Source organism: Paenibacillus sp. J22FR5, from assembly GCF_059691975.1.
In genome coordinates, this window is the sequence record NZ_JCAUAN010000006.1 from 82,474 (window position 1) to 100,386 (window position 17,913).

Annotated in this window: 14 protein-coding genes; 6 read left to right on the forward strand and 8 right to left on the reverse strand. The window is 44.3% G+C overall.

The window, feature by feature from the left end; translation table 11 throughout:
- Positions 1 to 220: 220 nt before the first annotated feature.
- Both AC58P7_RS11010 and AC58P7_RS11015 read right to left on the reverse strand, forming a co-directional pair.
- Positions 221 to 2,314, reverse strand: coding sequence for a TnsB C-terminal domain-containing protein (locus AC58P7_RS11010; protein ID WP_497342677.1), 2,094 nt, complete (start codon positions 2,312 to 2,314; stop codon positions 221 to 223).
- Complete coding sequence (locus AC58P7_RS11015; RefSeq protein ID WP_497342679.1) at positions 2,298 to 3,062, reverse strand: PDDEXK family nuclease; 765 nt, start codon at positions 3,060 to 3,062, stop codon at positions 2,298 to 2,300. Before AC58P7_RS11015 ends, AC58P7_RS11010 begins: the two co-directional genes overlap by 17 nt.
- 323 nt (positions 3,063 to 3,385) lie before the next feature.
- Between AC58P7_RS11015 and AC58P7_RS11020 the strand changes: the two genes are divergently transcribed.
- From AC58P7_RS11020 to AC58P7_RS11030, 3 genes are read left to right on the forward strand one after another with little or no spacing between them, the layout of a single operon-like run.
- The gene (locus tag AC58P7_RS11020; protein ID WP_497342681.1) at positions 3,386 to 4,405 is read left to right on the forward strand and encodes a GntR family transcriptional regulator; all 1,020 of its coding nucleotides are present in this window, start codon (positions 3,386 to 3,388) and stop codon (positions 4,403 to 4,405) included.
- Positions 4,406 to 4,421: 16 nt separating this feature from the next.
- Positions 4,422 to 5,900 carry an alpha-N-arabinofuranosidase gene (locus AC58P7_RS11025; protein WP_497342683.1) on the forward strand — a complete coding sequence of 493 codons (1,479 nt, stop codon included), beginning with the start codon at positions 4,422 to 4,424 and terminating at the stop codon, positions 5,898 to 5,900.
- A 12-nt stretch (positions 5,901 to 5,912) separates the two neighbouring features.
- Positions 5,913 to 6,200, forward strand: coding sequence for a DUF6171 family protein (locus AC58P7_RS11030; protein ID WP_497342685.1), 288 nt, complete (start codon positions 5,913 to 5,915; stop codon positions 6,198 to 6,200).
- A gap of 75 nt (positions 6,201 to 6,275) precedes the next feature.
- On the opposite strand, the gene AC58P7_RS11035 is transcribed toward AC58P7_RS11030, so the two are convergent.
- Positions 6,276 to 7,118, reverse strand: a complete 843-nt coding sequence (locus AC58P7_RS11035; RefSeq protein ID WP_497342687.1) for a phytanoyl-CoA dioxygenase family protein — start codon at positions 7,116 to 7,118, stop codon at positions 6,276 to 6,278.
- A 196-nt stretch (positions 7,119 to 7,314) separates the two neighbouring features.
- Here AC58P7_RS11035 and AC58P7_RS11040 point away from each other — a divergent pair, with 196 nt between their 5' ends.
- Positions 7,315 to 8,193 (forward strand): helix-turn-helix domain-containing protein, encoded by an 879-nt coding sequence (locus AC58P7_RS11040; RefSeq protein ID WP_497342689.1) that lies wholly within the window; start codon positions 7,315 to 7,317, stop codon positions 8,191 to 8,193.
- A 62-nt stretch (positions 8,194 to 8,255) separates the two neighbouring features.
- Here the strand turns inward: AC58P7_RS11040 and AC58P7_RS11045 are convergent, their stop codons facing one another.
- The 4 genes from AC58P7_RS11045 to AC58P7_RS11060 all read right to left on the reverse strand — a co-directional run bounded on the left by AC58P7_RS11045 (position 8,256) and on the right by AC58P7_RS11060 (position 13,828).
- On the reverse strand, positions 8,256 to 9,338 hold the full coding sequence (locus AC58P7_RS11045; RefSeq protein ID WP_497342691.1) for a Gfo/Idh/MocA family protein: 1,083 nt from the start codon (positions 9,336 to 9,338) through the stop codon (positions 8,256 to 8,258).
- Positions 9,339 to 9,514: 176 nt separating this feature from the next.
- A complete protein-coding gene (locus AC58P7_RS11050; RefSeq protein WP_497342693.1) occupies positions 9,515 to 10,231 on the reverse strand; it encodes a response regulator transcription factor in 717 nt (238 codons plus the stop codon).
- A 118-nt stretch (positions 10,232 to 10,349) separates the two neighbouring features.
- The gene (gene pnpS / locus AC58P7_RS11055; RefSeq protein WP_497342695.1) at positions 10,350 to 12,146 is read right to left on the reverse strand and encodes a two-component system histidine kinase PnpS; all 1,797 of its coding nucleotides are present in this window, start codon (positions 12,144 to 12,146) and stop codon (positions 10,350 to 10,352) included.
- Positions 12,147 to 12,277: 131 nt separating this feature from the next.
- On the reverse strand, positions 12,278 to 13,828 hold the full coding sequence (locus AC58P7_RS11060) for a fumarate hydratase (RefSeq protein WP_497342697.1): 1,551 nt from the start codon (positions 13,826 to 13,828) through the stop codon (positions 12,278 to 12,280).
- A gap of 118 nt (positions 13,829 to 13,946) precedes the next feature.
- Between AC58P7_RS11060 and AC58P7_RS11065 the strand changes: the two genes are divergently transcribed.
- Both AC58P7_RS11065 and yfbR read left to right on the forward strand, forming a co-directional pair.
- On the forward strand, positions 13,947 to 15,083 hold the full coding sequence (locus AC58P7_RS11065; protein WP_497342699.1) for a polysaccharide deacetylase family protein: 1,137 nt from the start codon (positions 13,947 to 13,949) through the stop codon (positions 15,081 to 15,083).
- 61 nt (positions 15,084 to 15,144) lie between these two features.
- Complete coding sequence (gene yfbR, locus AC58P7_RS11070) at positions 15,145 to 15,741, forward strand: 5'-deoxynucleotidase (RefSeq protein ID WP_497342701.1); 597 nt, start codon at positions 15,145 to 15,147, stop codon at positions 15,739 to 15,741.
- A gap of 195 nt (positions 15,742 to 15,936) precedes the next feature.
- On the opposite strand, the gene AC58P7_RS11075 is transcribed toward yfbR, so the two are convergent.
- Positions 15,937 to 17,637 (reverse strand): methyl-accepting chemotaxis protein, encoded by a 1,701-nt coding sequence (locus tag AC58P7_RS11075; RefSeq protein ID WP_497342703.1) that lies wholly within the window; start codon positions 17,635 to 17,637, stop codon positions 15,937 to 15,939.
- Between the last annotated feature and the right edge of the window lie 276 nt (positions 17,638 to 17,913).

Genomic DNA, 17,913 nt, shown 5'->3' on the forward strand with positions numbered 1-17,913 from the left:
GCAAAGTTGCCATAATTCGCTTTTCATTACTCGTTATTGCCGTAATTTTCAGGAAGTAAACACCAATTAATTCACAGAAAAGAGCCTGCTATAGCAAGGACTTAGCTATTTCAGGCTTTTCACTTAATTTCAAACCATATTCAATTTTCTAGGTAACTTTTGATCTTTATCACTAATTGGTATTAATAAAAAAATGAAATTAATTTTTCATAAAACTATGTTAATTTAGCTTTGCTACTTCAATATTGAGTTTTGCAATAAGTTGTTCCCTTTTACTTAAGGGAGAAGTTGAAGCAGTACTATTTGAATTAGGTAAATTTACACTGAGATCAAACCCAGACTTTAATGCCAGTCTTCTCATTGGCATATTAGTCTTAATCATCGCGTCATACTTTGCTGCCAATAATTCTCTACCCTTAACAATATTGTTCGATCCTGGGATTTGTTGTTTGGTTATTTCACCTTTTTCAATAAGAATTTTCCTTATTGTTTGATATAATTTTCTACTCATCCCGGTAACTTCATCTGCTGGAGGATATATTGAGGGTACTTCAATGTACGACTTTGACTCTGGATCAAACAAATAAATCCTAGAAATATCCTCAATATCGAACTTGATCTTACAATTATTTTTCCTTTTTTTACTAATAAATCTAGTTGTTTCAGGTGAAGCATATTTAACATTCTCTTCTCTTATACCATCGTTTTTATAAGACTTCATTGTCGAAGGCAATAATTGAATCTTATAGTAGGGCTCATCTTCTTCTTTAATAAATGCAGGATTACCCATTATTTCTAGAGCCTGATAGTATCTTGCACTTGGAGTATTACATTCCAAGGGAAGCCCTTGGTGAACATCATGGTGGTAGATATCTGTTATGTAGTGTATCAGTAGTTCTCGAAGATTGTTTAAGGTCAATATGGCATTTTCGGCAGATTCTTTACGATCGTTTTTGTCTTGATTTGTTTTGTAACGAAAACCGAGTAGATCTTCCAAAAACTCTTGATTTATTGTTCTAAAGTGTCTTTCAATAATTCCGCCATATCGCGGTGTAGCAATCGGTCTATAACGAACTTCAGAATGCAGAACATCTTCAATCATGCTTTTAACGTATATGCTAGTAAAATCCGAACCATTATCCATGTGAAAAACCGTGGGTATTCCATGAAAATCCCAATCATTTAAAGTACCGTAATTCTGTTTTGTTCTTTTCATACATATTCCATGAAAAATACAATTCATCACTTTAAATCCTGATGGTTCGTGAAGAGATAAATCCATTCCCCATATTTTTCTGGTATACACATCAATTGCTAAAGTTAACCATGGCTCCCCTACTGAGTAACCTGTATTTTCATCAATAACCGTAATTGGCAATCGTACATGGTCCATCTCTATTACTTGAAGAGGTACTTTAGCAAAGCTTTGATTTGCATTTGTGTTCACAATATTCGGATTTGTAATCCCATCTCCATATGCTAATTTCTCTAGAACATATGGATTGATGCGATTAACAATTTTGTAAACTGTATCATAATCTAAAGACTCTAACTTTGCATTAATGCACATTATCTCGATATTCACATGAAGTTTTGCTACATTTTTTCTTCTTTTACCTAAATAGTAATTTTCAATGGCTGCCTTAAGAATTGGAACGTACTTTCCATCTAGACGAACAAAAATGGTATCAAGTACTAATTCTTTTTTCTTGGGGTGACAGAGTTCAAGTGGCAAATCATCTATTCTTACATGAGTGTTCAAATGAGCTTTAGATACTAATCCTTCCACCCCATGATTTTCCCTCTGATTTTCACTGTGCAAATAATCAGCTAAATATCGTTCAAGTTGTCGGGTAGATTTTCCACAATCCTTATTTTTTGCAATCCGTTCAAGCAACGTTTTTTTACTAATGGATTGCACAGTCTCTCCTTCCTCAAGATACTTTCTATAATTCTCACTGAATGCAATTGCAGCATACATATCACCGCTCTTAGCACTTTCAAAAGTTAAAATTGGTTTTATCCAGCTTAACTTTTTCAATGCTAAATCCCTTCTCTTTTTTGGTAATGCATCTAAGAGAGACCTTTGATTTGATTCCGATTTTGATATCTGATTCTCGACTCTTATATGTTTATCGGAAATAAGTTCAAAGCTGTCATCATTAATTATGGAATAATAATTTACTTTACTAATTTTTCTTTCGCCATCTTCTTTGAAAATGAGAATATTAGGAGGTTCGATACTGTGGACAATAAATTTAGTGCCACACCACATAAAGGAATCATCGATTCTAAGACTACAAAGACGTAACAATTGGATCTCCCTCCAGACTAAAATAATTAAGTAGATCTTTAGATAGATCTCCTAGTTCCAAAACACTAAAATTATTTACCGGTACAAATATATTTGTCCGCAATTCCCCTCTAAAAATGAGATGATAAATTATTGGTAAGATTTCTCTATGATCAATTTTTGCACTAAAACTTTTAGCAAGGTGCTCAACTGTGGGATTTTTAAAATACATTACTTTGTTCAATATTTCAGGAATCCAAGCATCGTAATAGTCACGCGGCCTCATATAGTTCATTAAGAAAATAAGATTAGATTTAACTTTTAGAGGAATGAGTTTAGGATGGACAACTGAATAATTCCACCCCTGCTCTTGTGCGTATTTGGACGAAGCTTTGTACAAATGTGGTTTTTGTTCAATAATTTTATTCCCCCCTTTTACTTGGAATAAATGAGGACGATTGTACTGACGGAATGCGAGAGTATCTGGGACATGTTTTTTTTTAATAAGCTCAAACTGAGCATTCAATTCCGAATAAGTAACTTCAACTGGCTGCTCATAGTATCTAACTGTAAGTGGTTCAATTTCAAGAAAGTAATAAAACAAACATTCTCCCCAGAACGATTCATATTTAATACTTCGATTCATTTTTAGACTAGGAATTGAGCCAATAACGTGCTCATGCTCCCTACTTCCTTTGTTGTTTACTTTTCGTTTAGGTGCATATATTGCATCTTCTTGAGCCCACGACTTCTTACTTTTCCAATCCAAATATCTTCCTCCTTAAAAAAGCGTCATTTCATTATCAAGTTTTGAAACACCTTCATATCCACATTATTCCATCTATTGAATAGGTTTAAACCTAGAGCAAATTCGATAACTCAAATTGAAAAAGCTTGAACTATATAGGTTCAAGCTTTTTTCGAGCGCGACATTTTTTGTTACAAGCATACGACATATGATCTTCTAACTACCGACAAAATTAATTACAGTTAACAAAAAAAATAAAAGTAGACTCTCCCACATCACGCGTGGTATCTTATTGGTATTATATAGTTTTGAAATGGTATCACCCAGAATGGTGGTTTGGTCACATGGAGAAATCTCCACTTATTAAAGAAAGACTTATCGAACAATTGCGTGTGCAAATTCAATCCTTGCAAAAGGATCAGCTCGTCAAGATTCCATCTGAGCGAGATTTGGCTGCGAACTTCGAAGCTAGCCGAGTAAGTGTACGGGCAGCGATAAAGACTTTGGTCCAAGAGGGCTTACTCGTCCAATTACAAGGAAAAGGTACATACATCGTCCCGGCTGTGCTTTTAGACACGCTATACGTCATGTGTTCACCTGATATTAAAGGGAATGACCCTTACTACACCAATTTCCTTGTTGAAATCACGAATTTAGCTGCGAAGCAAGCCATTAAGATCTCTATGGTGCATCCGGATCAGCCAAGTGCAGCTTCCCTACCTAGTCCACTCATCCTAATCGGACAGATGGATGATGAGCAACTCGATCGACTCAGCATGACGTCTGGTCAGCTTTTCTCCATACAACGTTATGCGCACCGTGAGGACATCATCCAAATTTATTTCGATGATTATCGCATCGGCAGCAAAGCAGCCAAAACGCTTTACGACGCAGGACATCGGACTTTCACTCTGCTTGCTGGGCCTGATAAATACGATTCCTCTCGCTTACGTAAGCAAGGCTTTCTCGCTTTTTGCCAGCAGCAAGATGCGAAAGTCCATGTCATCACGGAGAAAATGAACTGGGAAGGCGGCCGCCGTACGGCAGATCTCCTGCTAACAACCGAACTTCCGAATGCCATTTTCGCTGTGAATGATTGGATGGCTGCTGGTTGCATACAAGGCCTTCGCGAGAATGGCCGCTCCATTCCAGGGGATGTTTCTATCATCGGCTGTGATGATATCCCACTGGCGGCACAAATATCGCCTCGACTAACGACTTTCAGTTTAGACGCCAAGCATCTCGTCGAGGAACTGCTTTCCGCTATTCATCGCCACCACGCGCAGGCGTCTATCGCAAAGGAACAAATCATACTTTCGGCTGCTCTGATCAGTCGGGAGTCGGTTTCCAATATGAATCAATAAGGAGTAGATACCTTTCATGGCTAAGCTGAATATTCATGCGGATTCACCGCTACACACGATTAACCGAAATATTTATGGTCATTTCTCTGAGCATTTGGGCCGCTGTATTTATGAGGGCATCTGGGTTGGACTCGACTCCCCGATTCCTAACACAGAAGGTATGCGTAACGATGTACTTGAAGCGCTGAAAAAGCTGCAAATTCCAGTTCTTCGCTGGCCGGGCGGCTGCTTCGCCGATGAATATCATTGGAAAGATGGTGTTGGTCCAGCGGAAAATCGCAAACGAATGATCAATACGCATTGGGGCGGTGTTGTCGAGAATAACCATTTCGGCACGCATGAGTTTCTTCGTTTATGTGAATTGATCGGCGCAGAGCCCTATATTAGCGGCAATGTTGGAAGCGGTACCGTGGCGGAAATGTCGGAATGGGTGGAATACATGACCTTTGACGGCGAATCTCCGATGGCGAACTGGCGTCAAGAGAATGGCCGTGAAAAGCCGTGGAAGCTCACTTATTTTGGCGTGGGTAACGAGAATTGGGGCTGCGGCGGAGATATGCGTCCGGAATACTATGCTGATTTGTATCGCAGATATGCTTGCTACGTAAGGAACTACGGGGATAATAAGATTTTCAAAATCGCCTGTGGAGCCAATAGCGCCGATTATAACTGGACCGAAGTCTTGATGCGCGAAGCGACCAAATACATGGATGGCATCAGCCTTCATTACTACACAATACCTACAGGTGAATGGAAGGATAAAGGCTCAGCAACAGATTTTACGGAACAGGAATGGTTTACAACCTTAGAAAAAACCTTATTCATGGATGAACTTATTACGCGTCATTCTGCCATTATGAACACGTATGATCCTGACAAAAGAGTCGCCTTAATCGTTGACGAATGGGGCACTTGGTTCAATGTAGAGCCTGGCACGAACCCTGGCTTTCTCTATCAGCAAAATACCATTCGCGACGCCCTTGTCACAGGCATTAATTTAAATCTTTTCCATCAGCATAGTGATCGTGTTCGCATGGCCAATATTGCTCAGGTCGTTAATGTCTTGCAATCGGTTATCCTTACGGAAGGCGCTGACATGCTGCTTACACCTACTTATCATGTTTTCGACATGTACAAGGTGCATCAAGATGCTCGTCACATTGCGGTAGAAGCAGATAGCCCGTCATATGCGATGGATGGCAAGCAAATCAACCAACTAAGCGCATCCGCTTCATTAAATGAAGAAAACCAATTGCATATTTCCCTCTGTAATTTGCACCATGCAGAACCGCTTGAGGTCCAATGCGATATTAAGGGTTCTCTCACTGGAACAATCTCAGGTTTGGTAATCACATCCGATACGTTGCAAGCGCATAATACCTTCGAGGAACCAGATAGCGTGAAGTCACAACCTTTTACGGATTATCGGGTCGAAAATGAAGTGCTGCTCGTTACCCTTCCTGCCCGCTCCGTGGTCACACTTTGTCTTACATAGGAGCATAAAGATATGGATAACTCAGGTGGAACTAGAGCTGATATCGGATCTGACTGCAAAGGCTGTTCAGCCACCGTGCATGTGACACCAGAAGAAATAGCAAAGCTTTTCGGTGAAACGCTCCGCGTCCGTAACCTGAAGCTGACAACAGAAGCCGAATATGACCGTCGCATCGCAGTCTGCGCAAGCTGCAGCGACTATCAATGGGGCACCACATGCCGGTACTGCGGCTGTTTGATGGGAGTGAAGGCAAAGCTTAGCAATGCTCGCTGCCCTTCTCCACATGGGGGTAAATGGTAGATCACCTATATTTACTCTATAACAAAAAAGATCGCCCTCCTCACTTCGTACAGTGGGAAGGCGATCTTTTTACTTTTATTTGCGGCTATACAATAACGGATTCAGCTCTGAAGCAGCTAACTCCCCCGGCTGCTGGCCAGGGAACCACCGTTTCAAATCACTCTCGCGCGCCTTGCTATCTGGCTCAGCAATCCGCAACCCATCCGCATAATAAATGACCGTCATGACCTTACGCATGGAATCCGTCGAATTGCCAGGGGCGCTGTGCAGCGTCCATCCCGCATGGAACGTGGCATCCCCCGCTTCCATCGCACCGTGTGACTTGGTCTCAAAGCCCTTACTCTCGATATAACCCGCAAGAGTTCGATGCGATTCATCCGAAATAACCATCTTATTCATGTATCCTATAAGGTGGGATTGCGAAGCAAAGGTCATGGATCCCACCGCTTCAGAAATCGGTACAAGCGGCATCCACATCGTTATCGTACTATCTGTATCCAGCGGCCAATAAATTTGATCTTGATGCCAAGGGGTATGACCGCCATGAGGCTCCTTAAACAAGGCCTGATCATGATACATACGTACGCCATCAACACCCATTAAATCTGCAGCAATCTTGGCAAAACGCTTCGCAAACACAAAGCGGCGGATCTCTTCACTTTGTTCCCATAAATTCGAAATCTGGATAAACGCCTTCCCATACGTATCACGTTGATCAAGCGGTTTATCTTGGTTGTTCAAAGTCTTCACCAAATTTGAAATGATCGGCTCATACACATTGATCTCAGCCTCGCTTGCTACCCCGCGAAGAACGATATGGCCATCTCGTTGATATCTTTCCCGCTCCTCTTGTGACAACGTATAACTGTCTTCCAACAAAGGCAGTTCATTCACTTGGTTATCTTCTAGATTACTCATTCGCTATGCACCTCAACTTGTCTATTTATAGCTTTAGTATACGACCCATTTAGCCAACAATCTTTGTCAAACAAGGCTATTAGTTTGTCAAAAACAACTGGATTCCACATGTCATCCTGCACTACAATAAGAGGTGAGTACGAACATCTAATGTCAACAAGAATGCTTTTCAAATTAAATAAAGAGAGGCTCTCCCATGCTGCAAGAATTATTAAATTCTCCACCTATCGTCCCCTATATCAGGGAATGTGACTTTGCAGTTCGCAAGCCTTGGAACTATCCCGAGCGCAGACTCTTGGACTATTTATTGGTATACATCCAAGAAGGTACCTGCTGTTTCTGGGTCGACAATCAGAAATATATGTTCTACCCTGGTCAATTCTGCCTCGTCCAGCCAGGGAGTCTACTTTCGTTAGAAGGACTAACCAACACCGTCACACCATATCTCCATTTTGATATCGCCTACAATACCGAACGAGAAAACAGCTTCCCCACGCGACCAGGTCAAATTGATCTAACCGCATATAGCCATCTTATGCAGTCTACGATTCATGAACTATACGGTATCCGAGTTCCCGTACACATCCAACCGCATAACTCTTCTCTCATCAAAGAAAAACTTCTACAATGCATTGAGCTTGCCAAAGTGCACAATCCGCTTACTCAGCTAAGAACACAGCATCTTATGCTTGAAATCATCCTTTCGATTCTAGAAGCCTATCAGCGTGATGTCCCCTCGCCAGCACCGACCTTAAACTGGATCACCTCCTACTTCTCCAATCATTTAAGTGATCCCATTTCAGCCCAGGACTTGGCGGACCGCGCCAATCTGTCCGTTTCTAGGTTCAGCTTCCTCTTCAAGAAACGCTACGGGACTTCTCCGCACCAATATTTATTACAAATGCGCATCCATCATGCGAAAGAATTACTTGCGAATACTGAGCTCAGTCATGAATCCATTTCTGACTATTGCGGGTTTGCGGATTTACATCATTTTTCTAAAATATTCAAACAACGCACTGGCACGACGCCCGGCGAGCATCGAAAAACAACAAAAAATCCCTCCAACCGATGACGTGCATCGGAAGAAGGGATTTTTCACATCATTAACCATTTCCCAGGAAATAGGACTACAGTCTAGTCGAAATAAACAGCCTTACCTGATCTCGCTGACTCGTAAATGGCTTCTAAAATCTCAGATACGACACACGCTTGCTCAGGAGTAACCACTGGATCTGTGTCGTTTTCTATCGCTTGAATCCATAATTTCATTTCTAAATCCGACGCAACCTCTGCTTTACCATCATAGAAAGCAACCCCGCCTGCGTTCAGTTCCACTTCTGTCGTGAACAAGCGACTGTGCTTCTCGCCGTTAATACGAAGGCCGCCTTTCATATCAGCGCCGCCTTCCGTACCGGAGAGCGTACATTTCGCTTCGTCTACTTCAAGCGTATTTAACGCCCAACTGGATTCTAGAATAATCGTAGCGCCATTTTTCATCGTAATCATACCAAATGCTGAATCTTCCACGGTGAACTTGGCTGGATCCCAAGGACCCCAAGCATTCGCCGCGTTCTCGCGTTGGGATAGCTTGTGATACGATGTACCCAAAACAACCGCTGGCTCATAGTTGTTCATCATCCACATCGTCAAATCCAATGCATGCGTACCGATATCGATCAACGGGCCTCCGCCTTGTTTTTCTTCATCGAGGAATACACCCCATGTCGGTACAGCGCGGCGACGAATCGCATGTGCCTTCGCGAAATAAATTTCGCCAAGCTCACCTTCTGAGCAAAGCTTATGTAAATGTTGGCTATCGCCGCGGAAACGATTGTTATAACCGACCGTTAGCTTTTTACCGGTACGTTTAGCAGCTTCAACCATACGTCTAGCGTCTGCTGCTGTCTTTGCCATAGGCTTTTCAGACATAACATGCTTGCCAGCTTCTAAAGCAGCAATCGTAATTTCCGCATGGGAGTCATTTGGCGTACACACATGAACGATATCAATGGAGCTATCTCTCAATACCTCGCGATAATCTTCATAGACACGTGCTTCTCCCTTACCGAATTTTGCAGCAGCTTCCTGTGCCTTCTCGGAAACGATATCACAAAACGCTACCATTTCTACATTGTCCAATTTGCTTAAGCTAGGCATGTGTTTGCCATTGGCAATCCCTCCACACCCAATAATCGCGATCCGATACGTCGTTGACATGATGTTCCTCCTCTATAATTACCCTGTAAATGCTTAAATTTATTGTAATCTTATGTATATACTTAATTATACCCAATAAAGCTGCCAAAAAAATTCCCGATTTAGCGAAGATTGTATGCAATTGTGCTATACAAAAGAAAAAAGCATCGTCGCTGCAAAAACAGCTCCCATGCTACTTACTTTTTTATCGAACTCGCAATGAGCTTGTACCCGACGCCGCGAATCGAATCAATCTGCACCGATTGCTGATTCATTTCCAGCTTCTTTCGTAAGGAGCTCACATGCACATCAACCGTACGCTGTCCCCCAATATAATCGAAGCCCCAAACGATATTCATAAGATCATCTCGGGTCACAACCACACCTGGGCGCTGCACGAGATATAGCAGGACTTCAAATTCTTTCGGTCGTAGCGGAATCGACTCGCCATTCAACACGACTTCATACTTTTCTGGATAAATACGGAGCTCGCCCGCTTGAATGACTTTCTCATTCGATTTGGCTATATCCGCAGCCGCTTCATCCGATTGTGTGCGCCGCAAAACAGCAGCCACACGCGCAAGCAGCTCGGCCACCCCGAATGGCTTCGTGATATAATCATCTGCACCGTGCTTTAATCCTTGTACGACTTCATCCTCGGCATTACGTGCCGTTAGAATAATGACAGGCGTACGATTTCCCTTTTGTCTAAGCTTAGCTAATACCTCAAACCCGCTCAATCCTGGGAGCATAATATCCAAAATAAGTAAATCATACGACTGCTGAAGCGCCTCCTGCAGGCCATCTCCACCATGATCGATCACCTTCGTGTCATAGCCTTCTTGAGAGAGATTATAGGATAGTAACCGGGCCAACGTCGGCTCATCTTCAATAACAAGTATCTTCTGTGCCATGGGATCCCCCGCATTTACAGTTTATTAACATTGCACAAGTTGAGTGTATCACACAAATGTAAAGACATTGTAAAGTCTTCATCATCGTGATGTAAATACGTAAAAATATCGACCCATTTTAGTGAATAACGGGCAATTCAATGATAAACTTCGTCCCTACCCCGACTTCGCTTTCAACGCGAATCGTTCCTTTATGCATCTCCACGAGATGTTTCACAATGGATAACCCGAGTCCTGTTCCGCCTGAGCTTCGGGATCGTGCTTTATCCACCCGATAAAATCGTTCAAAAATACGCGGTAAATCCTTCTTGGGAATACCCATCCCCGTATCCGAAACAATAATCCGAAGTCGTTCATAATCGCCGTCAGCATTGATCTCCAATGGCTCTACACGCAGCCTGACTTTACCGCCATCTTGCGTATACGCGATACCATTGGACAGCAAATTGATAATGATTTGTCGCAATCGATCTTCATCCGCCTCGATATACATATCCTCTTCGACTGTCATCGTCAGTTCAATATGCTTCTTCTCCGCTTCTTTCCGTAAAACACTGAGCGATCGCTCTAGAAACTCCGGTAAATAAACGGGAGAGAAATTCATCGGAATCCGCTTCGATTCAATCTTCGAAAGCTCCAATATATCACCAATCAAGCGATTCAATCGCTCACTCTCATCAAAAATGATTTGCAGAAACGATACCGCCGTTTCCTTATCATTCAACGCGCCAGCAAGCAGTGTCTCAGCAAAGCCCTTGACTGCAGCGATCGGCGTCTTCAGCTCATGCGAGACATTCGCTACGAACTCACTGCGCATCCGTTCTAAGCGTCGAACCGCCGTGATATCATGCAGCACGATGAGCACACCTGACCATTCCTCGTCCTCATGAGCGATTGGACTTAAATGGATATCCAAAATACGTTCAGCTGGATAATAAAACATCATCTCATCCGAAATCGGTTCCTGAAGTTCGATGCATTCTTGAATCAATTTTGTAAATTCGTATTGCTGCTTCGCCTCATTATATTTCTTACCCAAGAGCTCCTGGGAAGAGAAGCCCAGAATCGCTTCAGCAGAAGGATTAAGCAGCATAATCCGCTCTTCACGGTCAATCATCATGATGCCGCTCATCATATTTTCCATGACACCTTGCAGCCTGCGTTCGTTCTCCTGAATACGCGCCATTTGCCCCTGCAAGCTCTCCGACATGCGATTAATCGCCTGCCCGAGCTGTCCAACTTCATCATTGCTATACGCGGGAACACGAGATTCATAGTTCAAATTCGTGATTTGCTGCGCGACTTTGGTCATCCGCTCGATTGGCCGTGTAATCCCTTTGGCAATTCGATAACTGACAATACCTGCAATGACAAATAGGAGCAACAGCCCTGATATGAGGAAATACCAAAGACTTCGAATGGATTTATCTACCTGTTCCAAGCTCATCGAAATTCGTAGAAATCCGATTGTCACGTTGGCAGCATTTTTAACGGGAATGGCCGCATAGAGCATTTTCTCTTTCAGTGTATCACTGTAACGTGTCGTATAGCCGACTCCGTCTTTCTCTGCTGCTACAATTTCGGGTCTTGTTAAATGGTTGTCCATCTGCTCTGGCAGTTGGTCCGAATCGCCGAGCACTTTACCGTCCGCACGTACAAACGTCATGCGTTCACTTGTTGCGTCTTTTAGCCGATGGGCTTGCGCAGAATAATACTTGAACAACTCGGCTTCCGTTCCTTGATAATCCCATACGCCGCTTGAAGCAATCACATGAAGCTCACGTTCCATATTTTCTTGTAAAGACTTGACGTGGGAACTCTCGAGTACCTTTGCCATGAAAATACCCGCTACTAACATCGAGCATCCAATTAATAAGATTAAAATCAGGGTTAGCTTTGCACGAAATTTGGTCATGGATACGTAAACCTCCAACAGGGTTGTGTGCCGATTTATAAAATCATACAAGAAAAAGGGCTACTCTAAATAGTAACCCTAATTTCTACAGCTAATCCAGTATTTTTTTTGTAAAAGTGGTCAAAAGGAAATTATTTAAACACTGGCTCCTTGAGCGCAGCCAGCTTTTCTAAGGAATTCTTCTCTACATCTGCATGAAGGCTGTTGCCGTGTGAATCCATTGTCACAATCGCAGCAAAGCCTTCTGTCTCTAAGTGCCACATGGCTTCTGGAATACCGAATTCCAAATAATCAACGCCTTCAACCTTTTTGAAACATTGTGCATAGTATTGTGCCGCTCCACCGATCGCATTCAAGTACACGCCGCCATGATCTTTCAACGCTGCTAGCGTCTTAGGACCCATGCCGCCTTTACCGATCACCGCGCGAATACCAAACTTTTTAATAATATCGCCTTGGTAAGGCTCCTCACGAATACTCGTTGTCGGTCCTGCCGCCTTCACGTGCCACTCACCAGCATCATCCTTGGCCATAACCGGTCCACAGTGATAAATAGCCGCTCCGTTCAGATCGATTGGCGCATCATGATCCATCAAATATTTGTGAAGCGCATCGCGTCCAGTGTGCATCGTCCCATTAATGACAACCACATCACCGACTTTCAGACTGCGAATTTGCTCTTCCGAAATTGGAGTCGTCAACACGATCTCGCGACGCTCTTCTTGCGGTGTGTTTCTAGCTTCTTCCGCACTTGCTTCAAAAGCCTCTTGGAAGGAAACTTCAACGCCTCTTGGATAGGACCAGCCATTGATTTCACCCGTTTCGGCATTCAAAATCACGCCTTGGCGACGGAACGCCCAACAGTTATACGCTACGGAAACGAAGAAGCTAGCTGGCAAACGGTTCATGACACCAACTTTACAACCAAGCAAGGTCACTTGACCACCAAAGCCCATCGTACCGATTCCTAGCGTATTCGCGTGCTCCATTACGTATTCTTCGACTTTACGAAGGTCTGGATGCGGGTTCACGTCATCTACATGACGGAATAATTGATGCTTAGCAAGCTCATAGCCGCTTGTCCGGTCGCCGCCAATCCCAACACCAATAAAGCCTGCGCTGCAGCCTTGTCCTTGTGCTTGGTACACCGCATGCATGACGCATTTGCGAATGCCGTCGAGGTCACGACCTGCTTTACCTACGCCTTCAAGATCAGCTGGCAGGCTGTATTGAATATTTTTGTTCTCGCAGCCGCCGCCTTTGAGAATGAGCTTCACTTCCACATCATCACGTTCCCATTGCTCGAAATGGATGACGGGTGTTCCTGGTCCGAGGTTATCCCCGCTATTTGCACCTGTAAGGGAATCAACGGAATTCGTACGAAGCTTACTTGCCTTTGTTGCATTCGCAACCGCTTCAAGGATTTGTTTCTTCATCACAAGTTGGTTTGCCCCAACCGGACAGTGTATAATAAACGTTGGCATGCCTGTATCCTGACAAATCGGGGATACATTCGTTTCCGCCATATGAATGTTATCAGCAATACGGGATAGAGATAATGCTGATCGCGTGCCATTATCCTCTTTTATTTGCGCGGCTTGTACCGCACGACGAACATCACCAGGAAGGTTCGTGGATGTTTCGACGATCAAATCATAAACACTTTGATAAAAATGCTGCATAACGCTGTCTAGCTCCTCTCTCATTACACACATAATCATTAAGAATATTGTCTATTATACCATACCTCTCAGGAACAGTTCGACGGTTCTTGTGAGGAAAACAAGGAGATTCGCTGACATGTACAAAAGAATCGCAATTTCGATTCTCGTTAGTCTGATTGGGCTCACACTCTTATTGACACCCCTGCAGGCTGAACGGTCCGAAACCATTTACTACCAGGATCAGGTAGCAGTCCTTATGTATCATCACATCCACGACACAGATACAAGCTCAAGCACGATCACTAGTAGCTTGTTTCAAAATCAGTTAGAGTCACTGCTCAGCAAAGGCTATCATTTTATTTCTTTAAATGAGTTTAAAATGTACATGGCAGGCGCAACGGTTCCATCCAACGCTATTCTAGTCACCTTCGATGATGGGTATCAAAGCTTCTTTACGGCGGCCTATCCGATTCTCAAAAGCTTACGTATTCCCGCTGTCAACTTCGTCATCACGACGGACTTGGCTAACCCATTAGGCTCGTACATTCCTTCGATGTCCAAGGAGCAACTCAGAGAAATGACGCATGCGACGAATTTCATCGATATTGGCTGCCACACGGACAATCTTCACCATAAGCTTCCTAGTGGGGAAGCCGCCCTTGTCGGCAGACTCGACGGCGAGAACGCGGATGCTTACCAGCAGCGTGTGCTCAAGGATACGCAAGCCTGTGTGGGCAAGCTTGCAGGTCTAACGGATGCGCCGCTCGACGCGATGGCGTACCCGTATGGCATCACGTCGCCAGCGGCGACAGAGCTAGTGGCGAATGCTGGCATCCGGTACGCCTTCACGATCTCCCCCGAGATGGCGACGCGCAGCGCCGATCACATGTTGATCCCGCGGATCAACGCGGGCAGCCCGAACATCACGCCGGAGCTGCTGCTGCGTTCAATCCAGCGCCGGGTTATGGCGCAGCCGGACAGCGCGCCGCTGCGCGTGGACGCAACCGCTGCTGCCGCGCAGCTCGGCGGCAGCGCCACGGCTGAAGGCGGAGAGCTTCGCCTCCGCCTCGGGCAAGAGGCATTCACCCTGAAGGTGAATGCCAAGACAGCGACGCGCGGCGACGCGCGCGTCCAGCTGCGGCAGCCCGTGCTGCGTGAGCACGGGCAGGTCACGATCGCGCTTGACGATCTGCAAGCGCTGATCGGGCAGCCGCTCGTCTACACCCCGGCCACCGGCAAGGTGGCTGCGCGGGTGACGCCGAGCGTGAAGTAGCCCTTGGCGAGCGGTCCGTGTTACTCGGCCCGCCAAATCAAACATGAAGGAGCTTAGGCCCATGAATCATCACTTTTTTGCTTACTTATATCGTCTCAAATATATCGATCGCTGGAGCCTCATGTGGAACACGCGCCGCGAAAACGTAGCCGAGCATTCTTTCTACGTTGCCTCGATTGCTCATATGCTTTGCACGATTTCGAACGAAGTGTACGGCGGAAATGTGCCCACCGATCGCATCGTTTCCATCGCATTGTTTCACGATGCGTCCGAAGTGCTGACCGGTGACATCCCTCAGCCTGTAAAGCACAACAACGAGCAAATTCTTCGAAATTTCCGCGAAATTGAAGATGTTGCCGTAGAACGGCTGATCAGCACGATCCCACCTGCACTAAGCGGCATCTACCGCGGCCTCATTCAAGATCCTGACCCTGAGCTTTACCGCTGGGTAAAGGCCGCTGATTTGATTGAAGCCTATATCAAATGCTTAACCGAGCTCTCCACAGGCAACCGTGAGTTCGTCGTTGCCAAACAACAAGTTCTCGAAAGCTTGAAAAAGATGAACATGCCTGAGGTCGACTATTTCCTTGAGCACATGAGTGCTTCCTTCGAGAAAACGTTAGATGAAATCACCTTGGATATCGCGGACCCGAGTTAATTCAACCACATGCACACATGACTTTACGGCATTATTCCATAACAAAAAAATGAGGAGGCAAGGTAATCCTTGCCTTCTCATTTTTGTTTTCTGTCGATTGTAATGAAAGATCATCCGACCTCTAGTTAGCGAAACGTCAATCCGTCAATTGGGGAAATCTACGCTTGAAATCTTTGTTCTGTTTTTCTATTTCTTTTAAACCTTAAACTTTCCTAAAAGCACTTGTAATTCTTCCGACATCTTAGAGAGCGCCGAGGCTGATGCCGTAATCTCTTCCATTGACGCCAGCTGCTCTTCAACGGCTGCCGATACATGCTGTGATCCGGATGATGTCGTTTCTGCAATCCCCGAAATAACGTTGATCGAATGAACAACCTGTTCCGTACTGGCAGACATTTGCTGTGAAGCAGCTGAAACTTCCTGAATCTGATTAGCTACGTCGTTTACAGAGCGCTGAATCCGTTCGAATGATTCGCCAGCTATGTGAACGGCATGGATTCCTTCCGCCACTTCTTGCGTACCTGCTTCCATTAAATGAACAGCCTGGGTCGTCTCGTCTTGAATGGCTGCAATCAACTGCGCAATCTGCTCCGCGGATTGTTTCGATTGTTCAGCCAGCTTACGTACCTCATTGGCTACAACAGCAAACCCTCTTCCATGCTCTCCGACCCTTGCGGCCTCAATCGCTGCATTCAAAGCAAGCAAGTTCGTCTGTGTCGCGATGCCCGTGATCACTTCGACAATGTGCCCAATCTCTTGCGAGCGTTCCCCCAAGCCCTTTACTGCTTGAGCCAAACCGTCTACTGTATGGTTAATTGCATTCATCTGATTGACGGTCGTTTGAATGGTTTGATTTCCCTCCAAAGCAATTTCCGATGCTTGAATGGCTGCATGTGTGACACTTTCCGCATTAGTCGCAATATGATGAACACCTACGTTCAATTCATTCATCGAACTGGCACTTTCATCTATACTTCGCGTCTGTTTCTCTGAACCGACCGCTACTTTTTCCATCGTAAGCGCAATTTGCTCTGTCGCTTCTCGGATTTGTTCAGAGCTGGCCGTTAATTCTTCCGAGGATGCAGCAACATGTTCCGCACTGATCTCGACTTTTCGAATGATCGTGTGGAGATTATCAGCCATTTCATTAAATGATAAGGCCAGGTCGCCAATTTCATCCCGGTTGTTCACCTTGATCGCATCCCCGGTCAAATCCCCCGAGGCAATGCGTTTGGCAGCTTTCGACATTAAGACCATAGGCCTAGAGATTATCCTTGTTAGAAATAAAGAAATGACTATACCGGCTAACAGGGCAGCAATACTGAGAGTATCTACCACTCTTCTGCCTGATTTAACCAGCAGTACGGAATCATTCGTAGCTTCCTCGACTTCTTTTGTATTGATTTCAATCAATTTTTCAATACTTTCGAGCGCATTGTTAAAAGGCGTTTTCATGTCTCCTGCAATTTTATTCGCGCTTTTAAAATCATTGGCCTTTCCGGCATTGATCAGCGAAGGGAAAACATCTGCTATTTCCTGTTCAGTTTTAAGGAAACTCTTGAATAGATTTCGTTCTTCCTCATTATCAATAAGAGGTTCGTATGTATTTTGTAGCTTTTGTATATCGCTTATCGTGGTATTCATTTTTTGTTCGAGCCGATCCTTTTCACTAGCGTCTGTTTCCAAGGTAAACCTCAAGGCGAGACGCTGAATATTGATAAAATCCCCTTTTATATCCCCAAGAAGCTTCATGCTTGGCATATAAATCGTTTGTATCTCTTCTGCCTTATCCCCCATCCCTATCATCTTCGTAGTCGACGTCGCGCCGATTACACCCATAAGAATAAGAATAGATAAAAAACCTAATCTCAACTTCCTTCCAATCGTAAACCTCATTCTTAACACCTCGCGATATTTATTGAGTTTTCTTTATTTGGATATTCTTCAGTCCCTACATACCATAATAAACCATTCGACAAAAAAAGATATAATCCGCAGCTTAATTTTCCCTTAAAGTTTGCTAAAAATAGGCACTTATGCCTATGAAACTGAGCTAATAGATCCCAAACAGACTCAAAGAAGCCTAATTCCATCCAATTTCCGGACAGAAACAGGCTCGTTTTTTTTCACCGCCAAGTATGTATTGACAAGTCATCGTTATACCACCTTCGG

Bases quoted from the DNA above. Each gene is read 5' to 3' on its own strand.
- AC58P7_RS11020 (WP_497342681.1), top strand. From the start codon at position 3,386: ATGGAGAAATCTCCACTTATTAAAGAAAGACTTATCGAACAATTGCGT.
- AC58P7_RS11025 (WP_497342683.1), top strand. From the start codon at position 4,422: ATGGCTAAGCTGAATATTCATGCGGATTCACCGCTACACACGATTAAC.
- AC58P7_RS11030 (WP_497342685.1), top strand. From the start codon at position 5,913: ATGGATAACTCAGGTGGAACTAGAGCTGATATCGGATCTGACTGCAAA.
- AC58P7_RS11035 (WP_497342687.1), bottom strand. From the start codon at position 7,118: ATGAGTAATCTAGAAGATAACCAAGTGAATGAACTGCCTTTGTTGGAA.
- AC58P7_RS11040 (WP_497342689.1), top strand. From the start codon at position 7,315: ATGCTGCAAGAATTATTAAATTCTCCACCTATCGTCCCCTATATCAGG.
- AC58P7_RS11045 (WP_497342691.1), bottom strand. From the start codon at position 9,338: ATGTCAACGACGTATCGGATCGCGATTATTGGGTGTGGAGGGATTGCC.
- AC58P7_RS11050 (WP_497342693.1), bottom strand. From the start codon at position 10,231: ATGGCACAGAAGATACTTGTTATTGAAGATGAGCCGACGTTGGCCCGG.
- pnpS (WP_497342695.1), bottom strand. From the start codon at position 12,146: ATGACCAAATTTCGTGCAAAGCTAACCCTGATTTTAATCTTATTAATT.
- AC58P7_RS11060 (WP_497342697.1), bottom strand. From the start codon at position 13,828: ATGCAGCATTTTTATCAAAGTGTTTATGATTTGATCGTCGAAACATCC.
- AC58P7_RS11065 (WP_497342699.1), top strand. From the start codon at position 13,947: ATGTACAAAAGAATCGCAATTTCGATTCTCGTTAGTCTGATTGGGCTC.
- yfbR (WP_497342701.1), top strand. From the start codon at position 15,145: ATGAATCATCACTTTTTTGCTTACTTATATCGTCTCAAATATATCGAT.
- AC58P7_RS11075 (WP_497342703.1), bottom strand. From the start codon at position 17,637: ATGAGGTTTACGATTGGAAGGAAGTTGAGATTAGGTTTTTTATCTATT.